This is a genomic window from Staphylococcus sp. FSL K6-0223, assembly GCF_038008285.1.
This window is the reverse complement of sequence record NZ_JBBOYX010000004.1, coordinates 242,836-266,593: the sequence shown is the minus strand read 5'-3', so window position 1 is coordinate 266,593 and position 23,758 is coordinate 242,836. Positions and strand designations below refer to the sequence as shown.

At 35.3% G+C, this 23,758-nt stretch carries 22 protein-coding genes and 2 tRNA genes; 12 read left to right on the top strand and 12 right to left on the bottom strand.

Annotation, left to right across the window (positions count from 1 at the left end; all coding sequences use genetic code 11):
• The first annotated feature begins 9 nt into the window (after positions 1–9).
• From MHI13_RS22030 to rlmH, 12 genes are all read left to right on the top strand, one after another.
• Positions 10–1,977, top strand: coding sequence for a DHH family phosphoesterase (locus MHI13_RS22030; RefSeq protein WP_002434098.1), 1,968 nt, complete (start codon positions 10–12; stop codon positions 1,975–1,977).
• Positions 1,974–2,420 (top strand): 50S ribosomal protein L9, encoded by a 447-nt coding sequence (gene rplI / locus MHI13_RS22025; RefSeq protein WP_002434521.1) that lies wholly within the window; start codon positions 1,974–1,976, stop codon positions 2,418–2,420. The genes MHI13_RS22030 and rplI overlap by 4 nt, the downstream gene beginning before the upstream one ends.
• 48 nt (positions 2,421–2,468) lie before the next feature.
• Positions 2,469–3,869, top strand: coding sequence for a replicative DNA helicase (gene dnaB, locus MHI13_RS22020; protein WP_002434020.1), 1,401 nt, complete (start codon positions 2,469–2,471; stop codon positions 3,867–3,869).
• A 279-nt stretch (positions 3,870–4,148) separates the two neighbouring features.
• Entirely contained in the window at positions 4,149–5,432 is a 1,284-nt protein-coding gene (locus tag MHI13_RS22015; RefSeq protein ID WP_002434422.1) for an adenylosuccinate synthase, read from the top strand.
• A 271-nt stretch (positions 5,433–5,703) separates the two neighbouring features.
• Positions 5,704–5,778, top strand: a tRNA-Glu gene (locus tag MHI13_RS22010).
• Positions 5,779–5,783: 5 nt separating this feature from the next.
• Positions 5,784–5,856: transfer RNA gene (locus MHI13_RS22005), tRNA-Asp, on the top strand.
• Between the two features lie 513 nt (positions 5,857–6,369).
• A complete protein-coding gene (gene yycF / locus MHI13_RS22000) occupies positions 6,370–7,071 on the top strand; it encodes a response regulator YycF (RefSeq protein WP_002434481.1) in 702 nt (233 codons plus the stop codon).
• 12 nt (positions 7,072–7,083) lie between these two features.
• Positions 7,084–8,916, top strand: a complete 1,833-nt coding sequence (gene walK, locus MHI13_RS21995; RefSeq protein WP_002434451.1) for a cell wall metabolism sensor histidine kinase WalK — start codon at positions 7,084–7,086, stop codon at positions 8,914–8,916.
• Positions 8,909–10,246 (top strand): two-component system activity regulator YycH, encoded by a 1,338-nt coding sequence (gene yycH, locus MHI13_RS21990; RefSeq protein WP_002434631.1) that lies wholly within the window; start codon positions 8,909–8,911, stop codon positions 10,244–10,246. Before walK ends, yycH begins: the two co-directional genes overlap by 8 nt.
• Positions 10,247–11,035 (top strand): two-component system regulatory protein YycI, encoded by a 789-nt coding sequence (locus MHI13_RS21985; protein ID WP_002434134.1) that lies wholly within the window; start codon positions 10,247–10,249, stop codon positions 11,033–11,035. It begins immediately after the preceding gene.
• A gap of 621 nt (positions 11,036–11,656) precedes the next feature.
• Positions 11,657–12,439, top strand: coding sequence for an MBL fold metallo-hydrolase (locus MHI13_RS21980; RefSeq protein ID WP_002445012.1), 783 nt, complete (start codon positions 11,657–11,659; stop codon positions 12,437–12,439).
• A 409-nt stretch (positions 12,440–12,848) separates the two neighbouring features.
• Positions 12,849–13,328 (top strand): 23S rRNA (pseudouridine(1915)-N(3))-methyltransferase RlmH, encoded by a 480-nt coding sequence (gene rlmH, locus MHI13_RS21975; RefSeq protein WP_002434124.1) that lies wholly within the window; start codon positions 12,849–12,851, stop codon positions 13,326–13,328.
• A gap of 585 nt (positions 13,329–13,913) precedes the next feature.
• Here the strand turns inward: rlmH and MHI13_RS21970 are convergent.
• From MHI13_RS21970 to MHI13_RS21915, 12 genes are all read right to left on the bottom strand, one after another.
• Positions 13,914–14,549 (bottom strand): HXXEE domain-containing protein, encoded by a 636-nt coding sequence (locus MHI13_RS21970; protein ID WP_064210490.1) that lies wholly within the window; start codon positions 14,547–14,549, stop codon positions 13,914–13,916.
• A gap of 4 nt (positions 14,550–14,553) precedes the next feature.
• Positions 14,554–15,201: a TetR/AcrR family transcriptional regulator gene (locus tag MHI13_RS21965; protein WP_064210489.1), complete on the bottom strand. Its 648-nt coding sequence runs from the start codon at positions 15,199–15,201 to the stop codon at positions 14,554–14,556.
• A 9-nt stretch (positions 15,202–15,210) separates the two neighbouring features.
• Complete coding sequence (locus tag MHI13_RS21960; protein WP_023350823.1) at positions 15,211–15,870, bottom strand: HXXEE domain-containing protein; 660 nt, start codon at positions 15,868–15,870, stop codon at positions 15,211–15,213.
• A 364-nt stretch (positions 15,871–16,234) separates the two neighbouring features.
• Positions 16,235–16,456, bottom strand: coding sequence for a hypothetical protein (locus MHI13_RS21955; RefSeq protein ID WP_064210488.1), 222 nt, complete (start codon positions 16,454–16,456; stop codon positions 16,235–16,237).
• A 14-nt stretch (positions 16,457–16,470) separates the two neighbouring features.
• Positions 16,471–16,974 carry a DUF1643 domain-containing protein gene (locus MHI13_RS21950; RefSeq protein WP_064210487.1) on the bottom strand — a complete coding sequence of 168 codons (504 nt, stop codon included), beginning with the start codon at positions 16,972–16,974 and terminating at the stop codon, positions 16,471–16,473.
• 15 nt (positions 16,975–16,989) lie between these two features.
• Complete coding sequence (locus MHI13_RS21945; RefSeq protein WP_053018072.1) at positions 16,990–17,301, bottom strand: DUF960 family protein; 312 nt, start codon at positions 17,299–17,301, stop codon at positions 16,990–16,992.
• 86 nt (positions 17,302–17,387) lie between these two features.
• Positions 17,388–17,738 carry an SAUGI family uracil-DNA glycosylase inhibitor gene (locus MHI13_RS21940; RefSeq protein WP_064210486.1) on the bottom strand — a complete coding sequence of 117 codons (351 nt, stop codon included), beginning with the start codon at positions 17,736–17,738 and terminating at the stop codon, positions 17,388–17,390.
• 467 nt (positions 17,739–18,205) lie between these two features.
• Positions 18,206–19,834 carry a cassette chromosome recombinase CcrB gene (ccrB, locus tag MHI13_RS21935; RefSeq protein WP_064210485.1) on the bottom strand — a complete coding sequence of 543 codons (1,629 nt, stop codon included), beginning with the start codon at positions 19,832–19,834 and terminating at the stop codon, positions 18,206–18,208.
• Between the two features lie 20 nt (positions 19,835–19,854).
• Positions 19,855–21,204: a cassette chromosome recombinase CcrA gene (gene ccrA, locus MHI13_RS21930; RefSeq protein WP_023350829.1), complete on the bottom strand. Its 1,350-nt coding sequence runs from the start codon at positions 21,202–21,204 to the stop codon at positions 19,855–19,857.
• A gap of 177 nt (positions 21,205–21,381) precedes the next feature.
• Positions 21,382–21,639, bottom strand: coding sequence for a hypothetical protein (locus MHI13_RS21925; RefSeq protein ID WP_023350830.1), 258 nt, complete (start codon positions 21,637–21,639; stop codon positions 21,382–21,384).
• Positions 21,640–21,703: 64 nt separating this feature from the next.
• Positions 21,704–23,494 carry a cassette chromosome replicative helicase gene (gene cch1 / locus MHI13_RS21920; protein WP_064210484.1) on the bottom strand — a complete coding sequence of 597 codons (1,791 nt, stop codon included), beginning with the start codon at positions 23,492–23,494 and terminating at the stop codon, positions 21,704–21,706.
• Positions 23,494–23,643: a hypothetical protein gene (locus MHI13_RS21915; RefSeq protein WP_002434105.1), complete on the bottom strand. Its 150-nt coding sequence runs from the start codon at positions 23,641–23,643 to the stop codon at positions 23,494–23,496. The genes cch1 and MHI13_RS21915 overlap by 1 nt, the downstream gene beginning before the upstream one ends.
• Between the last annotated feature and the right edge of the window lie 115 nt (positions 23,644–23,758).

Below are 23,758 nucleotides of genomic sequence, written 5' to 3'. Positions count from 1 at the left end.
GGTGGAAGAATGAACCGTCAATCCACTAAAAAAGCATTGCTCATACCTTTTATACTAATGGTACTTACAGCCATTGCATTAGTCATCGTATGGTTTATTTTCAACCAAATCGTCGCTGGCATTGCTGCAGCAATCCTCGTCGTGATGATTATCATTAGTGGCGTGTTATTGAGACAAGCTTTTCTTAAAATGGATAATTATGTGGATGATTTAAGTGGTCACATCTCGGCAAGTAGCAATAAAGCAATCAAACATTTGCCGATTGGGATGATTGTGTTAGATGAAGATAACCACATTGAATGGATGAACCAATTCATGACAGAACACGTTGAAACCAATGTGATTTCTGAAAATGTAAACGAAGTCTTTCCTAACATATTGAAACAATTAGAAAAAGTACAAGAAGTAGAAATTGAACATAACAATTATCATTACCATGTGCGATATTCAGAGAATGAACATTGTTTATATTTCTTTGATATCACAGAAAGCGTACATACCAATGAGTTGTATGAAGATTCAAAGCCAATTATCGCAACGTTGTTCTTAGACAACTATGACGAGATTACGCAGAATATGAACGATACACAACGTTCAGAAATCAACTCAATGGTTACACGTGTCATTAGCAGATGGGCACAAGAATACAATATTTATTTCAAACGTTATAATTCTGATCAATTCGTTGCATATCTTAACCAAAAGATATTAGCAGAACTTGAAGATTCAAACTTTGAAATTTTAAGTCAGTTGAGAGAGAAAAGTGTTGGTTACCGTGCACAACTCACTTTAAGTATCGGTGTCGGTGAAGGTACAGAGAACCTTATTGACCTAGGGGATTTATCACAATCTGGTTTAGACTTAGCACTCGGTCGAGGAGGCGACCAAGTTGCCATTAAAAATATGAATGGTAACGTTCGCTTCTACGGTGGTAAGACTGACCCTATGGAGAAACGTACGCGTGTACGTGCCCGAGTAATTTCTCACGCACTTAAAGACATCTTAACTGAAGGCGACAAGGTAATTATTATGGGACATAAACGCCCTGATTTAGATGCAATTGGTGCAGCAATTGGTGTCTCACGTTTTGCATTAATGAATAATTTAGAAGCCTTTGTCGTTCTCAATGATTCAGATATTGATCCGACTTTACGTCGTGTCATGGACGAAATTGATAAGAAACCAGAATTGAAAGAACGCTTTGTCACATCAGATGAAGCTTGGGATATGATGACGTCTAAGACGACAGTCGTTGTCGTGGATACGCACAAGCCTGAAATGGTCTTAGATGAAAATGTCTTAAATAAAGCAAACCGTAAAGTCGTTATTGACCACCACAGACGTGGCGAAAGCTTTATTTCAAACCCACTATTGGTATATATGGAACCATATGCAAGTTCAACTGCAGAGCTTGTTACTGAATTATTAGAATATCAACCAACTGAACAAAGATTGACACGTTTAGAATCAACAGTCATGTATGCAGGTATTATAGTAGATACGAGAAACTTCACACTAAGAACAGGTTCAAGAACATTTGATGCTGCAAGTTATTTACGTGCACATGGTGCGGATACAATCTTAACGCAACACTTCTTAAAAGATGATGTAGATACTTACATTAATCGTTCAGAACTCATTAGAACGGTTCAATTACAAGACCATGGCGTAGCAATCGCTCATGGTTCAAATGATAAAATCTACCATCCTGTTACGGTTGCACAAGCAGCCGACGAGTTGTTAAGTTTAGAAGGTATCGAGGCATCTTATGTTGTGGCTAAACGTGAAGATAACCTCATTGGTATCTCTGCACGTTCACTAGGTTCTATCAACGTTCAATTAACGATGGAAGCATTAGGTGGTGGTGGACACCTTACAAATGCAGCCACACAAATTAAAGGTGTCACTATAGAAGAGGCTATAGAACAATTACAGCAAGCAATTACAGAACAAATGAGTAGGAGTGAAGACGCATGAAAGTAATTTTCAAACAAGATGTTAAAGGTAAAGGTAAAAAAGGCGAAGTAAAAGACGTACCAGTAGGTTACGCAAACAACTTCTTACTTAAAAACAACTATGCTGTAGAAGCAACTCCTGGTAACTTAAAACAATTAGAACAACAAAATAAACGTGCTGAAGCAGACAGACAACAAGAAATCGATGATGCGAAAGCACTTAAAGAAAAATTAGAAAACATCGAAGTTGAAGTATCAGCTAAAACAGGTGAAGGCGGTAAATTGTTTGGTTCAATCAGTACTAAACAAATTGCCGAAGCATTAAATAAACAACATGATATTAAAATTGATAAACGCAAAATGGACTTACCACATGGTATCCACGCGTTAGGTTATACAAATGTGCCAGTTAAATTAGATAAAGAAGTAGAAGGTACAATTAGAGTACACACAGTAGAACAGTAATTTCGAAAATAACAAAGATGGATTGAAATAAGAGGTGTAAAGCAAACAATGGATGGAATGTATGAGCAAAATCAAATGCCGCATAGCAATGAAGCTGAACAATCTGTCTTAGGTGCCATTATTATAGATCCAGAATTGATTAATACAACTCAGGAAGTCCTCCTTCCTGAGTCGTTTTATAGAGGCGCCCATCAACATATCTTCCGAGCAATGATGCATCTTAATGAAGATAACAAAGAAATCGACGTTGTCACACTTATGGATCAACTATCTAGTGATGGAAGCTTAAGTGAAGCGGGTGGCCCTCAATATCTCGCAGAGCTATCGACTAACGTTCCAACAACGCGAAACGTTCAATATTATACAGATATCGTCTTTAAACACGCGTTAAAACGTAAGTTAATTCAAACGGCAGATAGTATTGCAAATGATGGCTATAATGATGAATTAGAACTAGATACAATCCTAAGTGATGCCGAAAGACGTATCCTTGAACTTTCTTCTACAAGAGAAAGTGACGGGTTTAAAGATATTAGAGATGTCTTAGGACAAGTGTATGAGACTGCCGAAGAACTCGACCAAAATAGTGGTCAAACGCCTGGTATTCCAACAGGTTATAGAGATCTCGACCAAATGACTGCTGGGTTTAACCGTAATGATTTAATCATCTTAGCGGCCCGTCCTTCCGTAGGTAAGACTGCCTTCGCTCTTAATATCGCTCAAAAAGTTGCGACACATGAAGATATGTTTACAGTAGGCATATTCTCGCTTGAGATGGGTGCAGACCAGTTAGCAACGCGTATGATTTGTAGTTCAGGTAACGTAGATTCAAACCGCTTAAGAACTGGTACGATGACAGAAGAAGACTGGAGTCGTTTTACGATTGCAGTTGGTAAATTATCAAAAACTAAGATTTTTATCGATGATACACCAGGTATTCGTATTAATGACTTACGATCTAAATGTCGCCGTCTTAAACAAGAACACGGCTTAGATATGATAGTGATTGACTATCTACAATTAATTCAAGGTAGCGGTTCTCGATTCTCAGACAACCGTCAACAAGAAGTATCAGAAATCTCACGTACACTTAAAGCCATTGCACGTGAACTAGAATGCCCAGTTATCGCACTGAGTCAGCTTTCACGTGGTGTTGAACAACGTCAGGATAAACGTCCAATGATGAGTGATATTCGTGAATCTGGTTCTATCGAGCAAGACGCTGATATCGTTGCTTTCTTATACCGTGATGATTACTACAATCGTGGCGAAGATGAAGATGATGACGATGATGCAGGCTTTGAGCCACAAACGAATGATGATAACGGTGAAATTGAAATCATAATTGCTAAACAACGTAACGGCCCAACAGGAACTGTGAAACTTCATTTCATGAAACAATATAATAAATTTACAGACATTGATTATGCTCATGCAGAAATGACATAAAATTTATTTTTTCCGTACAATAAACTTATTTTTATTTTTATTGTACGGTTTTTATTTTGTTTTCATTCTTTGCAATCACTTGAAGTATGTATATCATTTTCCGGAAAATGAACTCAAAAGAACTGATACCACAACGATGAAACTGTATAAAAAGCAAAAACAAGATGAATCAATTGCAAACAACCTAAACAAATTTAATGTTCGATTTTTATTTGCAATCTTATAGGCATATTGGTAGAATATCTAATGGTTAAACGAGAAAAACTTGGAGGTGCTCTTATGTCATCAATCGTAGTAGTTGGGACACAATGGGGAGACGAAGGTAAAGGTAAAATCACAGATTTCTTAGCAGAACAAGCAGATGTTATCGCTAGATTCTCAGGTGGTAATAATGCAGGACACACAATTCAATTTGGTGGAGAAACATACAAATTACATTTGGTACCATCAGGTATCTTTTATAAAGATAAATTAGCAGTTATCGGTAACGGTGTAGTTGTAGATCCAGTAGCATTATTGAAAGAATTAGACGGTTTAAATGAACGTGGTATTTCAACTAACAACTTACGTATCTCTAACCGTGCACAAGTCATCTTACCTTATCACCTAGCTCAAGACGAATATGAAGAACGTCGTCGTGGAGATAATAAAATCGGTACAACTAAAAAAGGTATCGGCCCAGCTTACGTAGATAAAGCACAACGTATTGGTATTCGAGTAGCAGACTTATTAGAGAAAGAAACATTCGAACGTCGTCTTAAAGAAAACATTGAATATAAAAATGCTTATTTCAAAGGAATGTTCAACGAAACATGCCCTACGTTTGATGAAATCTTTGACGAGTACTATGCAGCAGGTCAACGCTTAAAAGAATATGTCACTGACACAGCTAAAATCTTAGATGATGCTAATGTTGCAGACGACAAAGTATTATTCGAAGGTGCCCAAGGCGTCATGTTAGACATCGATCACGGTACTTACCCATTCGTTACGTCAAGTAACCCAGTTGCCGGTAACGTCACAGTAGGTACAGGTGTAGGCCCTACATCAGTTTCTAAAGTCATCGGTGTATGTAAATCTTATACGTCACGTGTAGGTGACGGTCCATTCCCTACAGAATTATTCGATGAAGATGGTCATCACATTAGAGAAGTAGGTCGTGAATATGGTACAACAACAGGACGTCCACGCCGTGTAGGTTGGTTTGACTCAGTGGTACTACGTCATTCACGCCGCGTAAGTGGTATCACAGACCTTTCAATCAACTCTATTGACGTTTTAACAGGTTTAGATACAGTTAAGATTTGTACAGCATATGAGTTAGATGGCGAAGAAATCACTGAATACCCAGCTAACTTAGATCAATTAAGACGCTGCAAACCAATCTTCGAAGAACTTCCAGGATGGACAGAAGATATCACAGGTTGTCGCAGTCTAGAAGAACTCCCTGAAAATGCACGCAAATACCTAGAGCGTATTTCAGAATTATGTGGCGTACACATTTCAATCTTCTCTGTAGGCCCAGACCGTGAACAAACAAACCTATTAGAACAATTATGGTAAAACAAAGTATAAAAGAAAGCTGAGATCATAAATGATATCCTAGCTTCAAAAAGACCGACTCGTTTCATTACAACGAGTCGGTCTTACTTTATTTATATAGAAGAAAGTAGTTTAATGCGCTATATTTAATCCCGTTTTAAACGGTGCCATCAACACTTTTATAGCAATATTTCTCATTTATTAACCGTTAAAAAATATTGTTAAATTTATGTAAAAAATAGCTTGTCACGAAAAGATGAGCTATGCTATAATCTATTTTGTGCTTAAGAACGGCTCCTTGGTCAAGCGGTTAAGACACCGCCCTTTCACGGCGGTAACACGGGTTCGAGTCCCGTAGGAGTCACCATGATAGGTCCCGTAGTGTAGCGGTTAACACGCCTGCCTGTCACGCAGGAGATCGCGGGTTCGATTCCCGTCGGGACCGTATTGCCTACCCAATAGGGTAGGCATTTTTTTATACCTACATATCCGTTTTATTCCTATTACAATCCATCCACTCATATAAAGTAATAACTCCATCCTCACCCACACATAACGCTCACTTTACAATATCTATGACGTTGCAATAAAAACTTAACATTTACGCTATTTGTTTACATTTTCAAAAGGGAGAATCGCATAAGCATACGTTTTACACCAAATATTTATATTACAAAATAATGAAAACACTGATATATAGATAATTTGAGCTATTTGCAACTGTTCAACATATTTTGTAATACAGTATTTCAATGGTAAAATTATAAATAATATTATTCTATAATTTTTAATACAAAAATAGAATTACCCGTTCATAAATGGTAAATTATATATTAGGTAACTATGCGCTATATATATTACATACATCACCTTTCACAAGGTATAATAGAGAAAAATATAGCCTTCACATAATTAAACGAACGGAAGAATTACACTTTGAGAAAAGAGGTTAAAATATATGGCTAGAAAAGTTGTTGTTGTCGACGATGAAAAACCAATTGCTGATATTTTAGAATTTAATTTGAAGAAAGAGGGATACGAAGTATTCTGCGCTTACGATGGTAACGATGCAGTAGATTTAATCTATGAAGAAGAACCAGATATCGTACTCTTAGACATCATGCTACCAGGCAGAGATGGCATGGAAGTATGTCGCGAAGTACGTAAAAAATTCGAAATGCCAATCATCATGTTAACAGCGAAAGACTCAGAAATTGATAAAGTATTAGGACTTGAACTTGGTGCAGACGACTATGTAACAAAACCTTTCAGCACGCGTGAACTTATCGCCCGTGTGAAAGCAAACTTACGTCGCCATTATTCACAACCAGCTCAAGAAGTGAGTGGCGCTACAAACGAAATAACAATCAAAGATATCGTCATCTACCCAGACGCTTACTCAATTAAAAAACGTGGTGAAGATATCGAATTAACACATCGTGAATTTGAATTATTCCACTACCTTTCTAAACATATGGGTCAAGTAATGACACGTGAACATTTATTACAAACAGTGTGGGGTTATGATTATTTCGGTGACGTACGTACAGTTGACGTAACGATTCGTCGTTTACGCGAAAAAATTGAAGACGATCCATCGCACCCAGAATACATTGTGACACGTAGAGGCGTTGGATACTTCCTCCAACAACATGATTAGAGGCAACATCCTATGAAGTGGCTTAAACAATTACAATCCCTTCACACTAAACTCGTTATTGTTTATGTATTACTGATTATTATTGGTATGCAAATCATCGGTTTGTATTTTACTAATAGTTTAGAAAAAGAATTACTCGATAATTTTAAAAAGAACATAACGCAATATGCGAAGCAGTTAGATGTTAATATAGAAAAAGTTTATAACGATAATGACAAAGGTACGGTAAACGCTCAAAAGGATATCCAAAACCTTTTGAGTGAATATGCCAACCGTCAAGAAATCGGAGAAATTCGCTTCGTTGATAAAGACCAAATTATTATGGCTACGACAAAGCAGTCTAACCGTAGTCTAATTAATCAAAAAGCGAATGACGGTTCCGTCCAAAAGGCACTTTCTCTCGGTGAAACCAACAACCACATGGTCCTTAAAGACTATGGTAGTGGTAAAGAACGTGTCTGGGTTTATAACATACCAGTTAAAGTCGACAAACAAACTATCGGTGATATTTACATAGAATCGAAAATCAACGACGTATATAACCAACTCAATAACATTAACCAAATCTTTATCGTCGGTACAGCTATATCATTATTCATCACAGTAATCCTCGGTTTCTTTATCGCCCGAACGATTACCAAACCAATTACCGATATGCGTAACCAGACTGTTGAGATGTCTAAAGGTAACTATACTCAACGCGTGAAGATTTATGGTAACGACGAAATCGGTGAGCTCGCACTTGCCTTCAACAACCTATCTAAACGTGTGCAAGAGGCGCAAGCCAACACCGAAAGTGAGAAACGACGTCTAGATTCAGTTATCACACATATGAGTGATGGTATCCTCGCGACAGACCGCCGTGGACGCGTGCGTATTGCGAATGATATGGCGCTTAAGATGCTCGGTCTCGCGAAAGAAGACGTCATCGGCTACTACATGCTCGGTCTTCTTAACCTTGAAAATGAATTCTCATTAGACGAAATCCAAGAAAACAATGATTCCTTCCTATTAGATATTAACGAAGAAGAGGGCATTATTGCGCGTGTCAACTTTAGTACCATCGTGCAAGAAACAGGATTCGTCACAGGTTACATTGCCGTGTTACATGATGTAACAGAACAACAACAAGTTGAACGTGAACGTCGCGAATTCGTAGCAAACGTTTCACACGAACTACGTACGCCACTCACATCAATGAACAGCTATATCGAAGCACTCGAAGAAGGCGCTTGGCAAGATGAAAGCCTTGCACCACAATTCTTATCCGTTACACGTGAAGAAACAGAACGTATGATACGACTCGTTAACGACTTACTCCAATTATCCAAAATGGACAACGAGTCAGACCAAATTACTAAAGAAATCGTTGACTTCAACATGTACATTAATAAAATTATTAATCGACATGAAATGGCAGCGAAAGATACAACATTCGTAAGAGAAATCCCACAACAAACAATATTCACAGAAATCGATCCAGATAAGATGACACAAGTATTCGACAACGTCATCACTAACGCAATGAAATATTCACGCGGTGATAAACGTGTTGAGTTTCATGTGAAACAAAATGCACTTTACAATAGAATGACCATTCGTATAAAAGATAATGGTATTGGAATTCCAATCAATAAAGTAGATAAAATATTCGATAGATTCTACCGTGTTGATAAAGCACGTACACGTAAGATGGGTGGTACAGGACTCGGTCTCGCAATTTCCAAAGAAATTGTTGAAGCGCACAATGGACGCATCTGGGCAAACAGCGTAGAAGGTCAAGGTACGTCTATCTTCATCACACTTCCTTGTGAAATCATTGAAGACGGTGATTGGGATGAATAGTAAAGAACATATTAAATCAATTATCCTAGGTCTTCTCGTACTCATCAGTATCGTTTTGACATACTTGGTCTGGAACTATACACCTGACCTCAATAATGTTACTAACTCAGATAGCAGTAAAAAGAACGAGCCGAAACCACTAAGTAAACCTATGACAGCAAGCATGGAAGGCACGGTTACACCATTTCAGATCATTCATTCAAAGGATGATAAACCACAAGGAACGGTCTCAACAGGTGATGCACTTGATAGCATTACGAAGCCATTGAAGAATCAAGAAGTTAAATCTGTGTCACATATGCGCAGAGATCATAACCTTGTTATACCAGAACTAAGTAATGACTTTACCGTGCTAGATTTCACATACGATTTACCTTTAACGACATACTTAAGTCAGGTATTGAACATCGATGCGAACGTACCCAACCACTTTAACTTCAATCGATTACTTATAGACCAAGATAATGACAATCACGTGGTGCTTTATGCGATAAGTAAAGACCGTCACGAAGTCGTGAAATTAAAAACATCAGCACAAGGTAAAAATATAGATAGCGCCTTAGACAGTATTAAGTCAGATATGCAACCATATACTGAAATTATCACTAATAAAGACACTATCGATAAAGCAACACACGTCTTCGCGCCAAGTAAACCTAAAGATTTAAAATCATATCGTATGGTCTTCTCAACAATGAACGTCGAACGAATGAATTCCATTCTCTTTGAAGATTCAACTATCGTACGAAGCTCTCAAAGTGGTGCGACAACATATAACAACAACACAGGCGTCGCGAACTATGACGATAACAGTGAAATGTATCATTATAAAAACCTATCTGAAGACGCGAAAAGCTCAAGCAATATGGAAGAAACAATTCCAGGTACCTTTGAATTTATCAACGGCCATGGTGGATTCCTTAACGAAGATTATCGTTTATTCAGTACAGATAATAAGACAGGTAAACTGACTTACCAACGCTTCTTGAATGGTTACCCTACATTCAACAACCAGAATTTAAATGAAATTCAAGTCACATGGGGTAAAAAAGGCGTCTTCGATTACCAACGCTCATTACTTAAGAGCAGCGTTCAACTGAACAGTGAAGAACCTAAGACATTACCTACAGCCGAATCCGTTCGTTCAGCACTTGCCAATAATAATAATATTGACTTTGAAAAGGTAACCAACATTGCAGTCGGCTATGATATGGATGACAAACCAGATAAAGATGATATAGAAGTTCAACGCAACAGTGAATTCACACCACAATGGTACGTAGAATACGATGGCAATTGGTACGCCTATAAAGATGGGAGGCTTGAATAAATGAATTGGAAACGCACAAAGACGCTATTCATTTTCGTATTTATTCTCGTCAACATCTTACTCGTCATGATATACATCGATAAAGTCAATAAAGCACAGATTAATGACGCAGAAAGTGGGAACAACGTTAATTTTCAACAAGAAGAAATTAAAGTCCCTACAGACGTACTTAATAAGAAAGTTAAGGATACGAAACTCGCACAAATTACAGCACGCTCTAAAGACTTCTCGAGCTACGCTAAAGAACATTCAAGCTTAGATACATCAGACAAAAACAAGACATTAGAAGGCGATATAGACAAAACTGTGAAAGTAAGCGATAAGAACCTAAAAGACATTAAAGATTTTATTGCAGATAGTATTTATAACGGTAAACAATATCAATTGAGTGATCTAAGTTCAGATAAAATCACTTACGAACAAACCTTTGAAGGTTATCCAATTATGAATAACAGTAAAGCACGTTTAACCTTTAATTTAAATGATGGAAAAGCAACAAGTTACAAACAAACAGCGATGAATAATATCCATATCGCAGAAGGTTCAAATAGTACAAAGAAACAAGTCATTAGCCCACGAAAAGCCGTCGAAGCACTTTACTTCAACAGATATCTAAAACGAAACGACCAAGTCATCGACGCACGCCTAGGCTATTACTCAGTCGTCAAAGAAACCAACGTACAATTACTACAACCCAATTGGGAAATCAAAGTTAAACACCACGGCAAAGACAACATAGAAACCTATTACGTCGAAGCCACCACCAAAAACCCAAAAGTTATTAACTAGGTGCTGAGAAAAGCGCTTAGGTCGCGAGCAATAACTAGCATCAAGCGAAAATTGTTCCTCAAATTTTAGCGCGATGCGTATTATTGTCGAACAACCTGCTTTTCGAAGCCCGTCAATTAAGGTGCTGAAGTGAGCGGTTAGGTTTTGAGCAGAATCGAAAAGCGAGCAAAACTGTTCTTTAGTTTTGACGAGACTTTGAGAGTTTCTGCCGAAAAACCTGCTCACTGAAGCCCGTCTATCATTCCGGCGACGTTTCTCGTACCACAACACACAAAACGACCACTCCCCGAAACAGAGTGGTCGTTTCTTTATGCTATGACGAAGCAGTCAAAAAATGATACTTCGCGACACTAATTATTCATAAACTGACAATTGGCACACACCTTCTAAAATTGGTATAGTATAATATAAAGGAATTTTAGAGAACGTTTCGTTTCGAGAATTCATATTTAGAATCAACACACCTCGAAACCTCATTTATAACTCACATTAACGTGCAAAAAAGTAAAATAAAACTCAAGAACTACTAGAACCAAATGCACGTCTTACCCGCACCACACAAACAATTCTCAAACAAATACAGATTGTACATATTAGAAAGGATGAAGCCGCTTGATACGTATGAGTGTATTAGCAAGTGGTAGTACAGGTAATGCCACTTACGTAGAAAGTGAGAAAGGTAGCCTACTAGTAGACGTAGGTCTAACCGGCAAGAAAATGGAAGAGCTATTTAGCCAGATTGATCGAAATATCAAGGATCTAAACGGCATACTAGTCACACATGAACACATTGATCACATTAAAGGTCTAGGTGTTCTCGCACGTAAATATAACCTTCCAATATATGCGAATGAGAACACTTGGAAAGCCATTGAGAAGAAAGACAGTCGTATCCCAATGGATCAGAAGTTCATCTTCAATCCATATGAAACAAAATCTATTGCAGGATTCGATATCGAGTCATTCAACGTCTCACATGACGCGATTGACCCACAATTCTATATCTTCAACAATAACTATAAGAAATTCACGATGCTGACGGACACAGGCTATGTGTCAGACCGTATGAAAGGTATGATTCGTGGTAGCGATGCATTCATGTTCGAGAGTAATCACGATGTTGATATGTTACGCATGTGTCGTTATCCTTGGAAGACAAAGCAACGTATCCTCAGTGATATGGGACACGTGTCCAATGAAGATGCTGGTCTCGCTATGACAGATGTCATCACAGGTAACACGAAGCGCATTTACTTGTCTCACTTATCTCAAGATAACAACATGAAAGACCTTGCTCGTATGAGTGTAGGCCAAGTTTTAAATGAACACGATATTGATACAGAGAAAGAAGTACTTCTCTGCGATACGGATAAAGCTCAAGCAACACCAATTTATACTTTATAATTGAATAACAGTAAGACACCCGACCTACTTAAGTATTTTTCTTAAGTAGGTTCTTTTTTTGAAAATATTCTGTGGAAAAGTAATGAAAAATGAGGAAAATAATACGTAAGTTAGTCTAAAAAGTAGGTTATATATGCTATAAATGTAATTATTGAGCTTAGACACCCTCAAAGTTATCCACTAAAATGTCCATAGTTATCCAGTATTGTGTACAATACACACAAAAATACCCACATTATACACAGAGTTATCCACAAAATAACAGGTTATTACACAGGAAATGTGCATAAATCTCAAAAATAATTAAGAAAGTATAAATATTATTGTTATAATAAGAGGGAATAGTGTGCACAAGTGAATATCTTGTGGATAAGTTAGATAAATCATACATATTTACATGGAGGATAAAATGAAAATTACAATCCTGTCAGTAGGAAAACTAAAAGAAAAATATTGGAAACAAGCAATAGCAGAATATGAGAAACGGCTAGGATCTTATACCAAAGTTGAAATTATAGAAGTACCAGATGAGAAAGCCCCAGAAAATATGAGCGACAAAGAAATAGAACAAGTCAAAGAAAAAGAAGGACAACGACTACTCGCTAAAATAAAACCACAATCCACAGTCATCACATTAGAAATTCAAGGAAAAATGTTGTCATCAGAAGATCTGGCCAACGAATTACAAACGCGTATGACTCAAGGCCAAAGTGACTTTGTATTTATAATTGGAGGATCAAACGGTCTACACCAAGACGTCTTAAACCGCAGCAATTATGCACTCTCCTTCAGCAAAATGACCTTCCCACACCAAATGATGCGCGTCGTCTTAATCGAACAAATCTACCGCGCCTTCAAAATCATGCGTGGCGAAGCATATCATAAGTGATGCGGTTTTTATTAATTTATTGATTAAAAGTAAAGCATACAATATTAATTAATACCAAATTTTGATATATTTAATAAAAGATTAAATTTTAAGATGGCTAAATGAATGATATATCAAAAGATATACACATTAGAAATATTTCAACAACTTGTGGAATTAGGCAGTGAAAGAGTAAATATATAATGTGGAATCAGAAATGAACGACTACCTCAAAGGGCTAGGAGTGTTAAAATATGACTGACCAAACAAATACTCCAGAACTAAGATTTTCAGAGTTTAAAAAAGAATGGCAGTGTAATACTTTAGATAATAATTGCTGTTACAAAATTAGCGTTTATTATATGTATTAAATTCATACAGTTGTTAGAACTAAAAGGCCCCAAACATAATATACATATAAATTATATTTAGGGTCTTTTCGCTCCTTGATTTTTATTATTTGTAACTTACTTGCTATATGAGCATAAAATCACCCAATAAATATTTGCTATAAAAATCTTTAATTTTACCAACAGTTTGAAATAAAGTATATTATCCATTATTTCTAAAGTTAAGTATCATATTAATAATTAAACCCCTCTATATTTAATGCTTAAATTTTTTCATTTCTTCAGGAGCAAATGGATAAGGTGAATTCATATCCTCTAAACTTTTGTTAATAATGACACGAATACCAACTACATACCATAAAACCATTATAATAATTCCAATAATATAATCCCAAAATGAAACCATATTATGAGTGTGAATATAATAAATATAAATGATAGCTATCGGTAAATGACCAATTAATACACTCAAAAGACCAGCATTGTAATATGTGCCTAACATTCGGTTATTTACAATACCATGTATAATTAATTGAGCAAAACCACCAAAAATAATTGGCGCTAAACCAAACCATAACTCATTTGGAAAAATTATAGGTGGAATATATAAAACTAATGCTGTTCCCCAATTTGTAAGAAACGCAGACATTTGATTTAATGGAAATCTCTCTGGTCTAGGACTATTTTTGTATGCAAACATTGTATTTGCAAATTTAGGAAAGCCACCTGGAAAACCAAATTCTTCAAAGAAGTGAAAATTTAATATTGCAAGATTAAGTAATGCTAGACGTTGCAAAACAACTAGATCTTGCCAAAATACTATTGTAAGTAAAATTATAATAATACCAATAAATACACTAATATTATAGAAATGGCGCAATAAAAATTTCATTATATTATTCCTCTCCATGTTTTAAAGATCTGTAAATTTGAGATTCAAGATGGTTTTGTTCTAATGTTGTAGATTTAAATAGATAAATTTGGACAAAATACATCAGTAATTGTCCCATGATAATTCTCAACAATGAAATATAAGTTATATCTGATGCTAATTCTTCTGTTTGTTTAAAGATTTTAAAAATTTTACTAGCATTTTTAGAATGATTTTGCTCTAAAGATGTAGCTAATAACGATTTGATTTCATCATCTATAAGTATTTGACTTAATAATATATTGACAATCTCCTTGTTTTGTTTAAAAAATTTGAGACGATCATTTACAACAAAATGAACAAGATCTTTTAAATTACTATGATTTTCAATTTTTAAATTTTCAGCAAATATACTTTCGTATTGTGGAATACAATGTTCAATAACTGGTGTAATTATTGACAATAATAAGCCACGTTTATTTTTGAAGTATTTAAATATTATCGCTTCACTTACCTTTGCTTTTTTAGCAATATTAGATGTACTCACAGCATTGAAACCATATTTTGAAAATAAGTCTATGCTTGCTAACAGTACTTTTTTCTTACTAGGAGTAATTTTTTGATTTTCTAATATCATTTCTAAATCTATTTTGATATTTTGAATTTCTGACATGTTAATCACCTATTTTTTACTTGAAATTTTACATAGCTCTTTTACTTTATTAAATCTTTCAATCTGCCAATTCGAAATGACATATTTCGAATTTCTGTCTTTTAATAATTGAACTGGTAAGACTACAGTTAGTATCATAATTATAATAAATGTAATAATACTACCAATCCAACTGAAAATATCTGCTAAACCTTCAGTATGAATATAAATAATGTAATAAATACTTATGGGTGTAAATAAAAATATACTAGAAGCTAAACCAGGATTGTACCAAGTTCCCATCGCTTTATTCATTGAAATGCCATGTCCGAAAAGTTGAACAATATTAAATATCATCGTTGCTAATCCTAACCATATAAACTGTGGAAAGATAATAGCTAGAATATAGAAAATATATGCACTAATGTTAACGATACTAATAGACAATGTATTTCCTGGATAGTGTTTATAATCATTTTTTTCACCATAAGTCGCTTTATTAATAACTAACGGTGCACCACCTGGAAAAACATATTCTTCAAATTGATGTATAGCTAATGCAACTAAGCTATACATTAAAATAATTTGTATAGTCGATAACTGTTCATGACCCCAAAAACCCATATAGAATGTAAGTCCAACAAAAATGAAAAATGTACAATATTGCCAATAATTTCTTATAAATTTCATAGAAAAAACTCCTTTTTTATTTAGGTGAGTGTTCACTCACTATGATATACATTTATTTTGTTTTGTCAACAACATTTAGAAATGGAAGTATTTGATATTTAATAAAAAAGCATATATTATTTGCATAGTTAGTGATTACTTACTAAACTAAAATTTGATAAGGGGGATTATTATGAATGAAAGCCTTGAATGTGTTCGTTTAGCTTCATCAGAAGCTGAATACCGTAAACAAGGCTTACTACAAAAGATGTTTATTTGATACTGATAAAAACCTATTATGTTAATTGAAAATACCAAAAAAATAAGTTGAGAGCATCCCTCACCGTAAAGTGAAGGATGCTCTAGTTTTATTGAAATATACATTTCATTTTGTTAAATAGCGATTGATAATATCTTTAAAATTATTGTTAAGTACCGTTGTTATAGAATCATCATTCATAAAATCATCATAGATTTTATCAAGAATCTTTTCATCTTCAATTGCTGCGAAATGATGTACTAGTCCTTTTACTATTGAAACGTAATCATGCGATGCTAAACAATTAGCAACCGTTCGCCAGTCTGATTGTGTAGTGTCATGGTTCATAGATAATCCTCCTTTTATTTTAATGTCCAATTTTGACGTGCTTTAGGGTTAAGAGGATGCATGATTTCATTTGTTACTGGATTAATAAGCTTTTTGACTTTCTTTTTATGAGGTTTTAACATTTCTATCACTTGCTCAACACGTTCGACGACAACAGGCCGCTTCGCATAAGCACCATAAGCTAGAATCACTGTGTCACTTTCACTAATTGCTTTCATCAAGTGAATGTCTGTATGTTTGTCGTATGGCTCTTTGATATGTTTAAGGTTTTCAGGCGTTTTAATATTGGAAAATAGATTTACAAGATATACAGCACCATACTGTTCAGAATTCGCTAATTGGTTAAGGATAAGAACAGTTGTAAGATCGAGTGATAATACACCATCTAAATGAGGATACATCGTTATCACAGTACAAGCCGGTTTCTTGTCATCCCATGTCTTTTTGAGTAAGTAGCGGTGTTTTTTATCACTACTGAATATAGCTTCTGTGTGTATTGTACTTTTAATTGTATTCATATATCATCACTTCCTTTAGTATTCTTCTGGTAAAAGCATCACATAATAAAAAACGTCTACATCATCTTCTCGGATGACGTAGACTTTCTTAGGTAATGCATTTTGATTTTTTACATAGTTTGTATAGTGATATTCCAATTTGTATGCAGGTTGTTCTTGTTCATGTGTGATTGAGAGTATATTCTCATCTTCTTGCAGTTTAAAAATGTGTAGGTAATCTGTCTGAGGTTGATTGTCCCGTTCTTTTACCATGTTCCAAAGTAAGATTTGAAGGTCTAGAGATAAGTGTTCACTAATGCCTCTTGTGATATATCGATTGATTTGCATACTATTTTCCTCCATTTTGCTTTTCTTTCATGATGTCAATCACTTCGTTAATGACTGTAACAGATATTTGTGCCACTTTGATCCAATTATTCATGGTGATTCCCTCCTTCTTTTAGTAGATGACGTTCATCGATAATCGTATTTTTAGTATCAGTGAGGTAGAGAAAATCCATATCAAAATGATCTAGATAACCAATACTGATGAGTTGATTATTAGCATACATTAGAAATGGATAGATACTTAGCTCATGTAGCTCATCATTATAGTAGGTATAAGTGTCAAGTGTAAGATGCGCAAGTGGGGTATGGTCTACAAAACGAGTAGGAAGTATATTTTCTGCTGCTTCTTCTAACGCTTCACATTCCCATGTTTCGTTGTTAGATAGTTGGAATAGACGAGTTATATATTGTTTGAGTTCTTGAGTGGTTGTTTTCATATCGTTGCCTCCTAGATAGTGTGATAGTGATGTAGTTGATATACATCATTGGGATAATATATATTTGATTTGTCATTTATTACGAATCCCGGTGGGAATAAGAGAAAATCCCATATGAAAAACTGCTACAAACATTGATATGACAAGAAAATCCCGTTATCCCGCTCATTTGTTGGGAAATATAGGTATATATTTATATATCATTTGGATTTGGTGGTGTTATTACGACTTACTTTTTCTTTTTATATTATTTATTTATAAATAATAACGGGATTTTGGGATTACGCTTGCGTAATCCTTCTCCTACATGAAGTTAGCCAATCCCGTTACTATCCCACTTATATTTTGTTTTGAGATGTTCTTTCGTCATATCAATATAAGCTTCACATTGAGCCATGATTTGTTAGCGTGTTGAATATATTTGTTAGATGAGTGTTATTGAATGACGAAAGGACAGTACATAGATATTATATTTGAAAGTAGAGTGTTTGAGGCAAAAACAAAGACGAAGTGCTGAGGAGCACTTCGTCTAGATTGTTATTATTAAAAAGTTGTTTAATAATTTCATTATTGAGCTTGAGAGTGACATAGAATTGTTTTTTATGATTCTCGTCTTTACGAATATCAATACGGTCAATAACCGTTAGGTATAATGCTTTGAGCTGTGATTTATCCATGGATTCTATATTTTGAAATATTCGTTGTAATAGGGCAGCGATTTGTTTCGTATCATAAGATGGTTTCTCTTGATTTTGTTGCTGCTTGAGTTGATTCATTTGGTTTGTAATATCATTCAGTTTTGTTTCATATTGATGAATGGTTGGTTTGAGTGCAGATGTTAAGTCTGGATTGTCTTCGATGGTTTGAACGAGATTTTTAAGTTTGATGTTTACTTCATCAAATTGTTGTTGTTTATAAGCAATATCATGATTGAGTGCAGCTACATCGACTTGATTATCTTGATTAACACGTTCGACAACTTGTTTGAGAACTTTATCGCTTTTGACAATTTCAATTATTTGATCCATAACGTATTTCTCAATGACATCGGCTCTAACGCTATTCGCAGAACATACTTTTGAGCCTTTGTTTCGGAAGTTACTACAAGAATAATAACGTATTCGCTTCTTAGTACCATCTTTCAATGTGTTCGTTGTGTTACTAGCTGCCATTGGTGCACCACATTGTGGGCAGTGAATAATACCTGTTAATAGATTGGTTCCTTTCCCATGAACTTGAGGTTTTTGACTGACCTGTTTTTTGCGTGATTGGACTTTATCCCATAATTCTTGACTAATAATAGGAGGGTGTTTACCATCAGCTATAATAGGTTTATCATTTAGTCCTTTACGACGCTTTTCATTCCAATCTTTGTACTTCGCAAATTGAATTTTACCAATGTAGAATGGATTGACTAAGATATAGGTTATTGAATTGATGCTAAAAGGATTACCTTTTTTAGTAACATATCCTTTGTGATTGAGGGCATTGGCAATTTTACGATAACCATGTCCTTTGGCATAAGATTCGAATATATATTTCACGATATTCGCTTCATGTTGATTAATCATCAGTTCGTGTTTATTATCAGGTATTTTGTCATATCCTAGTGGCAAATTCCCTTGATAATAGCCTTCTTGTGCACGTCTGGTTTGTCCCATGAATACATTCTCGACAATGTTATTGCGTTCGAATTCAGAGAAGCTCGCAAGTATTTGTAACATGAGTTTTCCAGAAGAAGTATTGACTTCCATACGTTCAGACAAACTGAAAAATTCGACATTTTGCTTATGCAAATCTTCGACAATTTTGAGTAAGTCTGATGTATTACGTGCCAGTCGGTTTGTTTTGTACACCATGACACAATCGATATGACCTTCATTCGCATCCTTCAACATACGTTGGAGCTCAGGACGGTTCATAGATTTTCCTGAGATACCACGATCAGCGTAAATATCTGTGACTTCAAAATGGTGAAATTGACAGTAGTCTCTAATCTGATTGATTTGGCCATTAATACTATAACCTTCTGTATTTTGGATTTCAGTCGATACACGGACATAGATACCGACACGTTTTTGTTTGAGTTGTTGCATGACTTTTTCATCCTTTCTGATTAAGCAATCGATGATTGCGCCGTTTGATTGACGATGTTTAAGGGCTCATTTTTGAAATAGATACCCGTAAGTGTTTTATTTTTGGTAATATGAATTTCATCAATGTAAGGGTACAACATGTTTAACGTGAAACGTTGTTGTATGATATTTTGAAAAACCTTTCGAATTTGATGTGCATTGATTGATGTTATAGGGTTTGACTGTTGTCGAAATGATTGCGATTGTTCTCTGAACGTATCTGCATCAATTTTGCCTTGGGCTAATTTTTCTATCAGCTGCTCGTGATTGAGTGTAGTTTTAGTTTCTATATCTCTTTGTCTTTTGAGTCGTTGTTGAATAGTATGATTTATTTTTGAATAGAGCTGTTGATTTTGAAAGAAGTCCTGACAAGTCGCTAAAACACTTGTTTCTAATTCTTGTGCGTTGATTCCTTTAAATTCACAAACAAAGCGAGCGTTATTCATATTTTTCGGACAGACATAGTAACGCAATGAATGATTTGGTTTTCGGACGGTCATGTTTGTGAGTGTCGAATGGCAATAGGGACATTTGATTTTTTGTTTGAGTTGATTTTCTGACGGCTTACGTTTGACTTGTTTCTGAGTTCGGGTAACTTGAGCTTCTTCGTATATCGTTGTACTGACAATAGCTGGGAACATGTTTTCATATTGTCCGTATTGATTGATAACACGGCCACAGTAATTAGGGTTAAGGATAATATTACGCACTTGATAGGGCTTGCGATTAATGAATTTATCATCAGCTTCTAAGTATTGCGCAATTTTTTTATAACCATAACCTTGAAGGTAATAATTGAACACAGCTTTTACTGTTGGTGATTTTACTGTGTCTATTGTGAAAGTACCATTATGATAGTGATACCCAAAGGGGGCATGTGTTGTAATTAGTTTACCTTGTCTCGCTTTTTCTTTGATTCCATTTTTGACTTGTTCGCCTATATTATCAGATTCTAGTTCGGCCAAGCTGATGAAAATATTGAGTTTGAGCCGATCGAATGCTTTATCCATGTCGAAGTAGCCATCATGAACGCTTAAGATATGAACATGATACGTTTGACATAATTTCATGAGCTTTAATGCATTTTTCAAATTACGATGAAGTCGATTTAGACGATAGCAACATAATACGTCACATTGTCCCTGTTGAATCAGTTCAGTAATTTGTTGATAACCATTCCGCTTATTAGTACGTCCTGATTGTTTATCGCTATAAAAGGTAATGTGTTGAATATTATGTTTTTCGGCTAATACCTTGATGGTTTGTTTTTGAGCTGCTAAGGATTGTTGCTTTGTAGTGCTCTGTCGTAAGTAACCAATTGCTTGTTTCATCTTGTTTCCTCCTTTCGAAGTGATAATATATATTTATGAACGAATTTATAGATGAGCCCAACACCTGCCTGGTGTTGGGCGTTATTATTAGTCATCAGCATGATTAATTTCTTCAATCACTAAATCAGCGAGTAATGTGATTAATTCGTCCATATGGTTCAACCTCCAAATATCAAATTATATTGAATTGATAACATGTTGCATTGTTATTCGTTCACTCCGTGTACTTGGAACAATATGTTCAGTTATCTCTTTTTCATTTATGAATTCAGGGTACAAGTGATAAAATTTTAGTAGCTTCTGTTCCGTTTCAGTTAATACATATTGTTGCATATGGTAGTATCTGTCGATATAATTAACGACAATAGGTTTTTGATGATCATCGACTTCTACCGAATCAATTGTGTAATTTAATAAGTTGACTTTTGTTTTCATTTTTATGTCTCCGATTAATTTAATGAGCTACAACGCACATAGCGCGTTGTAGCGATATTCATATTTAGAGTTCTAAATCGCCCTTTTCTTCCCATTCTCTACCGTCTTTAACAAATTTGTTGAGTAATTCCTTATTTGTTGTATTATTATCAAATTGCGGTGGTGTGAATGGTTCAGAATTTGAGCTTAAACCGAGAACAGGTGCAAACTCACTAGGCAATACAAGATGGTAGAACAAGATCGTTTTTGTTTTGCCTTGAGTATCTTTGACATTACGTTTGATAGCTATCCGATCGGAATCCATCTGGATATATCCTTCTGCTCTTAAACTATCTATTACATTTTTTACATCTTGGTATTGGTTTTCTTCTAACATATGTTTAAAAACATCTTTAAGCATCTTGACTTGAATGTGATCGTCTTTCAGCTCAATAAGGCCATAATTTTCAGTCATTATGGAGAGTTTTTCATTTTCCGCAAACTTACTACGATTGCGTGCCACGAACTGAACTACACTATCAATCGCCTTGGATCCCAAACTGCGCTCACTTACGGAATCTACATGATAACTAACTAGATATTCTCTAACTGCATCCAAATCGATAGGAGTTGCGATTACACGTTCTAATATTCGTGCTGAAGTCGTAATGGTGGCATAGCGCTTGAACATACGTATACCTACATTGTTTGTTTCATTGTTAAGCTGTGCTTTGAACCAATCATGTTCTTTATAAAACCACTTGATTACTTCAGATTCACGATTTAGAAGGTATTCAGCTACTAACGGCATTACGTGTCCATAGTTTTTTGATGTTCCTTTTTTAATGGCGTCTGCATTGTCAGCGCTTGTTGTAAAGACATCAGAAATTTCGATGCATCTTGCTCTCAAACCATCATTTGCACTAGCATCTTTAAAAATCGTGTGTTCTGCTGTACTAATCACACTAGATCCAAAATGGTGAGGTTTTTTTACATTTCCCTCTCGATTAGCACGTAGGCGACCTTGACCTTCTGCAAGCGAATAAAGCAAACCATTGGTATCTTTAAAGGTCGCTGCTGATAATTCGTCTAATACAATAGGAACACCAAAGTTGTTACTTAAGTATCCTTCAATTGCATTACGGGTGCCGTTCCAACCTCTGAATAATGTTTGGTCACCTTTAGATGGATTACCTGCTATTGAAACTGCTAATGCCGCTGCAGTCGATTTACCCGTACTAGAGTTCCCCATAAATGAAAATATCGTGCCAAAATATTCGACTTCATGCTTTGTTTTTAAGAACGCAGTCACTAATGAAGAAACACCAAATATCACAGCAAGCTCCAGTAACAAGTTTCCTTTTACTTCATCAAGATACATTTTCCACCAGCCTTCAAATGTACCTTTAGGTTGTAAGTCATACTTTGTTTCACAAATGATTTCATCAGCCTGAGACTGCTCGATGTCTTTTGAAAGATATGGTTCATCTAATGAAATGACAGTACCTTCATCAGTACGTAAGACACCTACACCTGTATACAATGTAGAAATGGGTAGTGATTGACGCATTAATTGTAGTGCATTACCTAGCGATTTAATGTACTTTTCATTGATGCTGAACCCAAACATAACCAGTCTAGGTAACTTTTGTGTCGTTAGAATATCTGACGTTTCAATACGTTCAATATTTTTGCCATCCGTGATAGTCAATTTCTCAACCCCTGTAGTAGGGTCGAGAAATTTGTTTTTTATGATGATTGGACTAGATAAACGAATTATCTTATCTTCGTCATTTTTGTTTTTTGCTCGAATAAGTTCATACCATGCAGTTGAATCTAACCAGTATGGATATTGCTTGAATATGTTGTTCGTCATTAGTTGTTACCGCCTTTCCAATTACGCTTTTGACGCTTTGGATTCGGGCCTGTTTTCAGATAAACTGAGTTCCATTTACTATTCTTACTAATAATGATAAATGGAACACTTGGTGTGTGCTTTACAAAATATTCACCTTCGTACTTCATAATTATTTACCTCCGAATGTATTAATTTGTGTATCGGCCGAATACATATATAACTATATAGGTAATAGTGTGAGGAGTAAGTCTGTAAAATAACCTTTAAAATTCCAGACAAAAA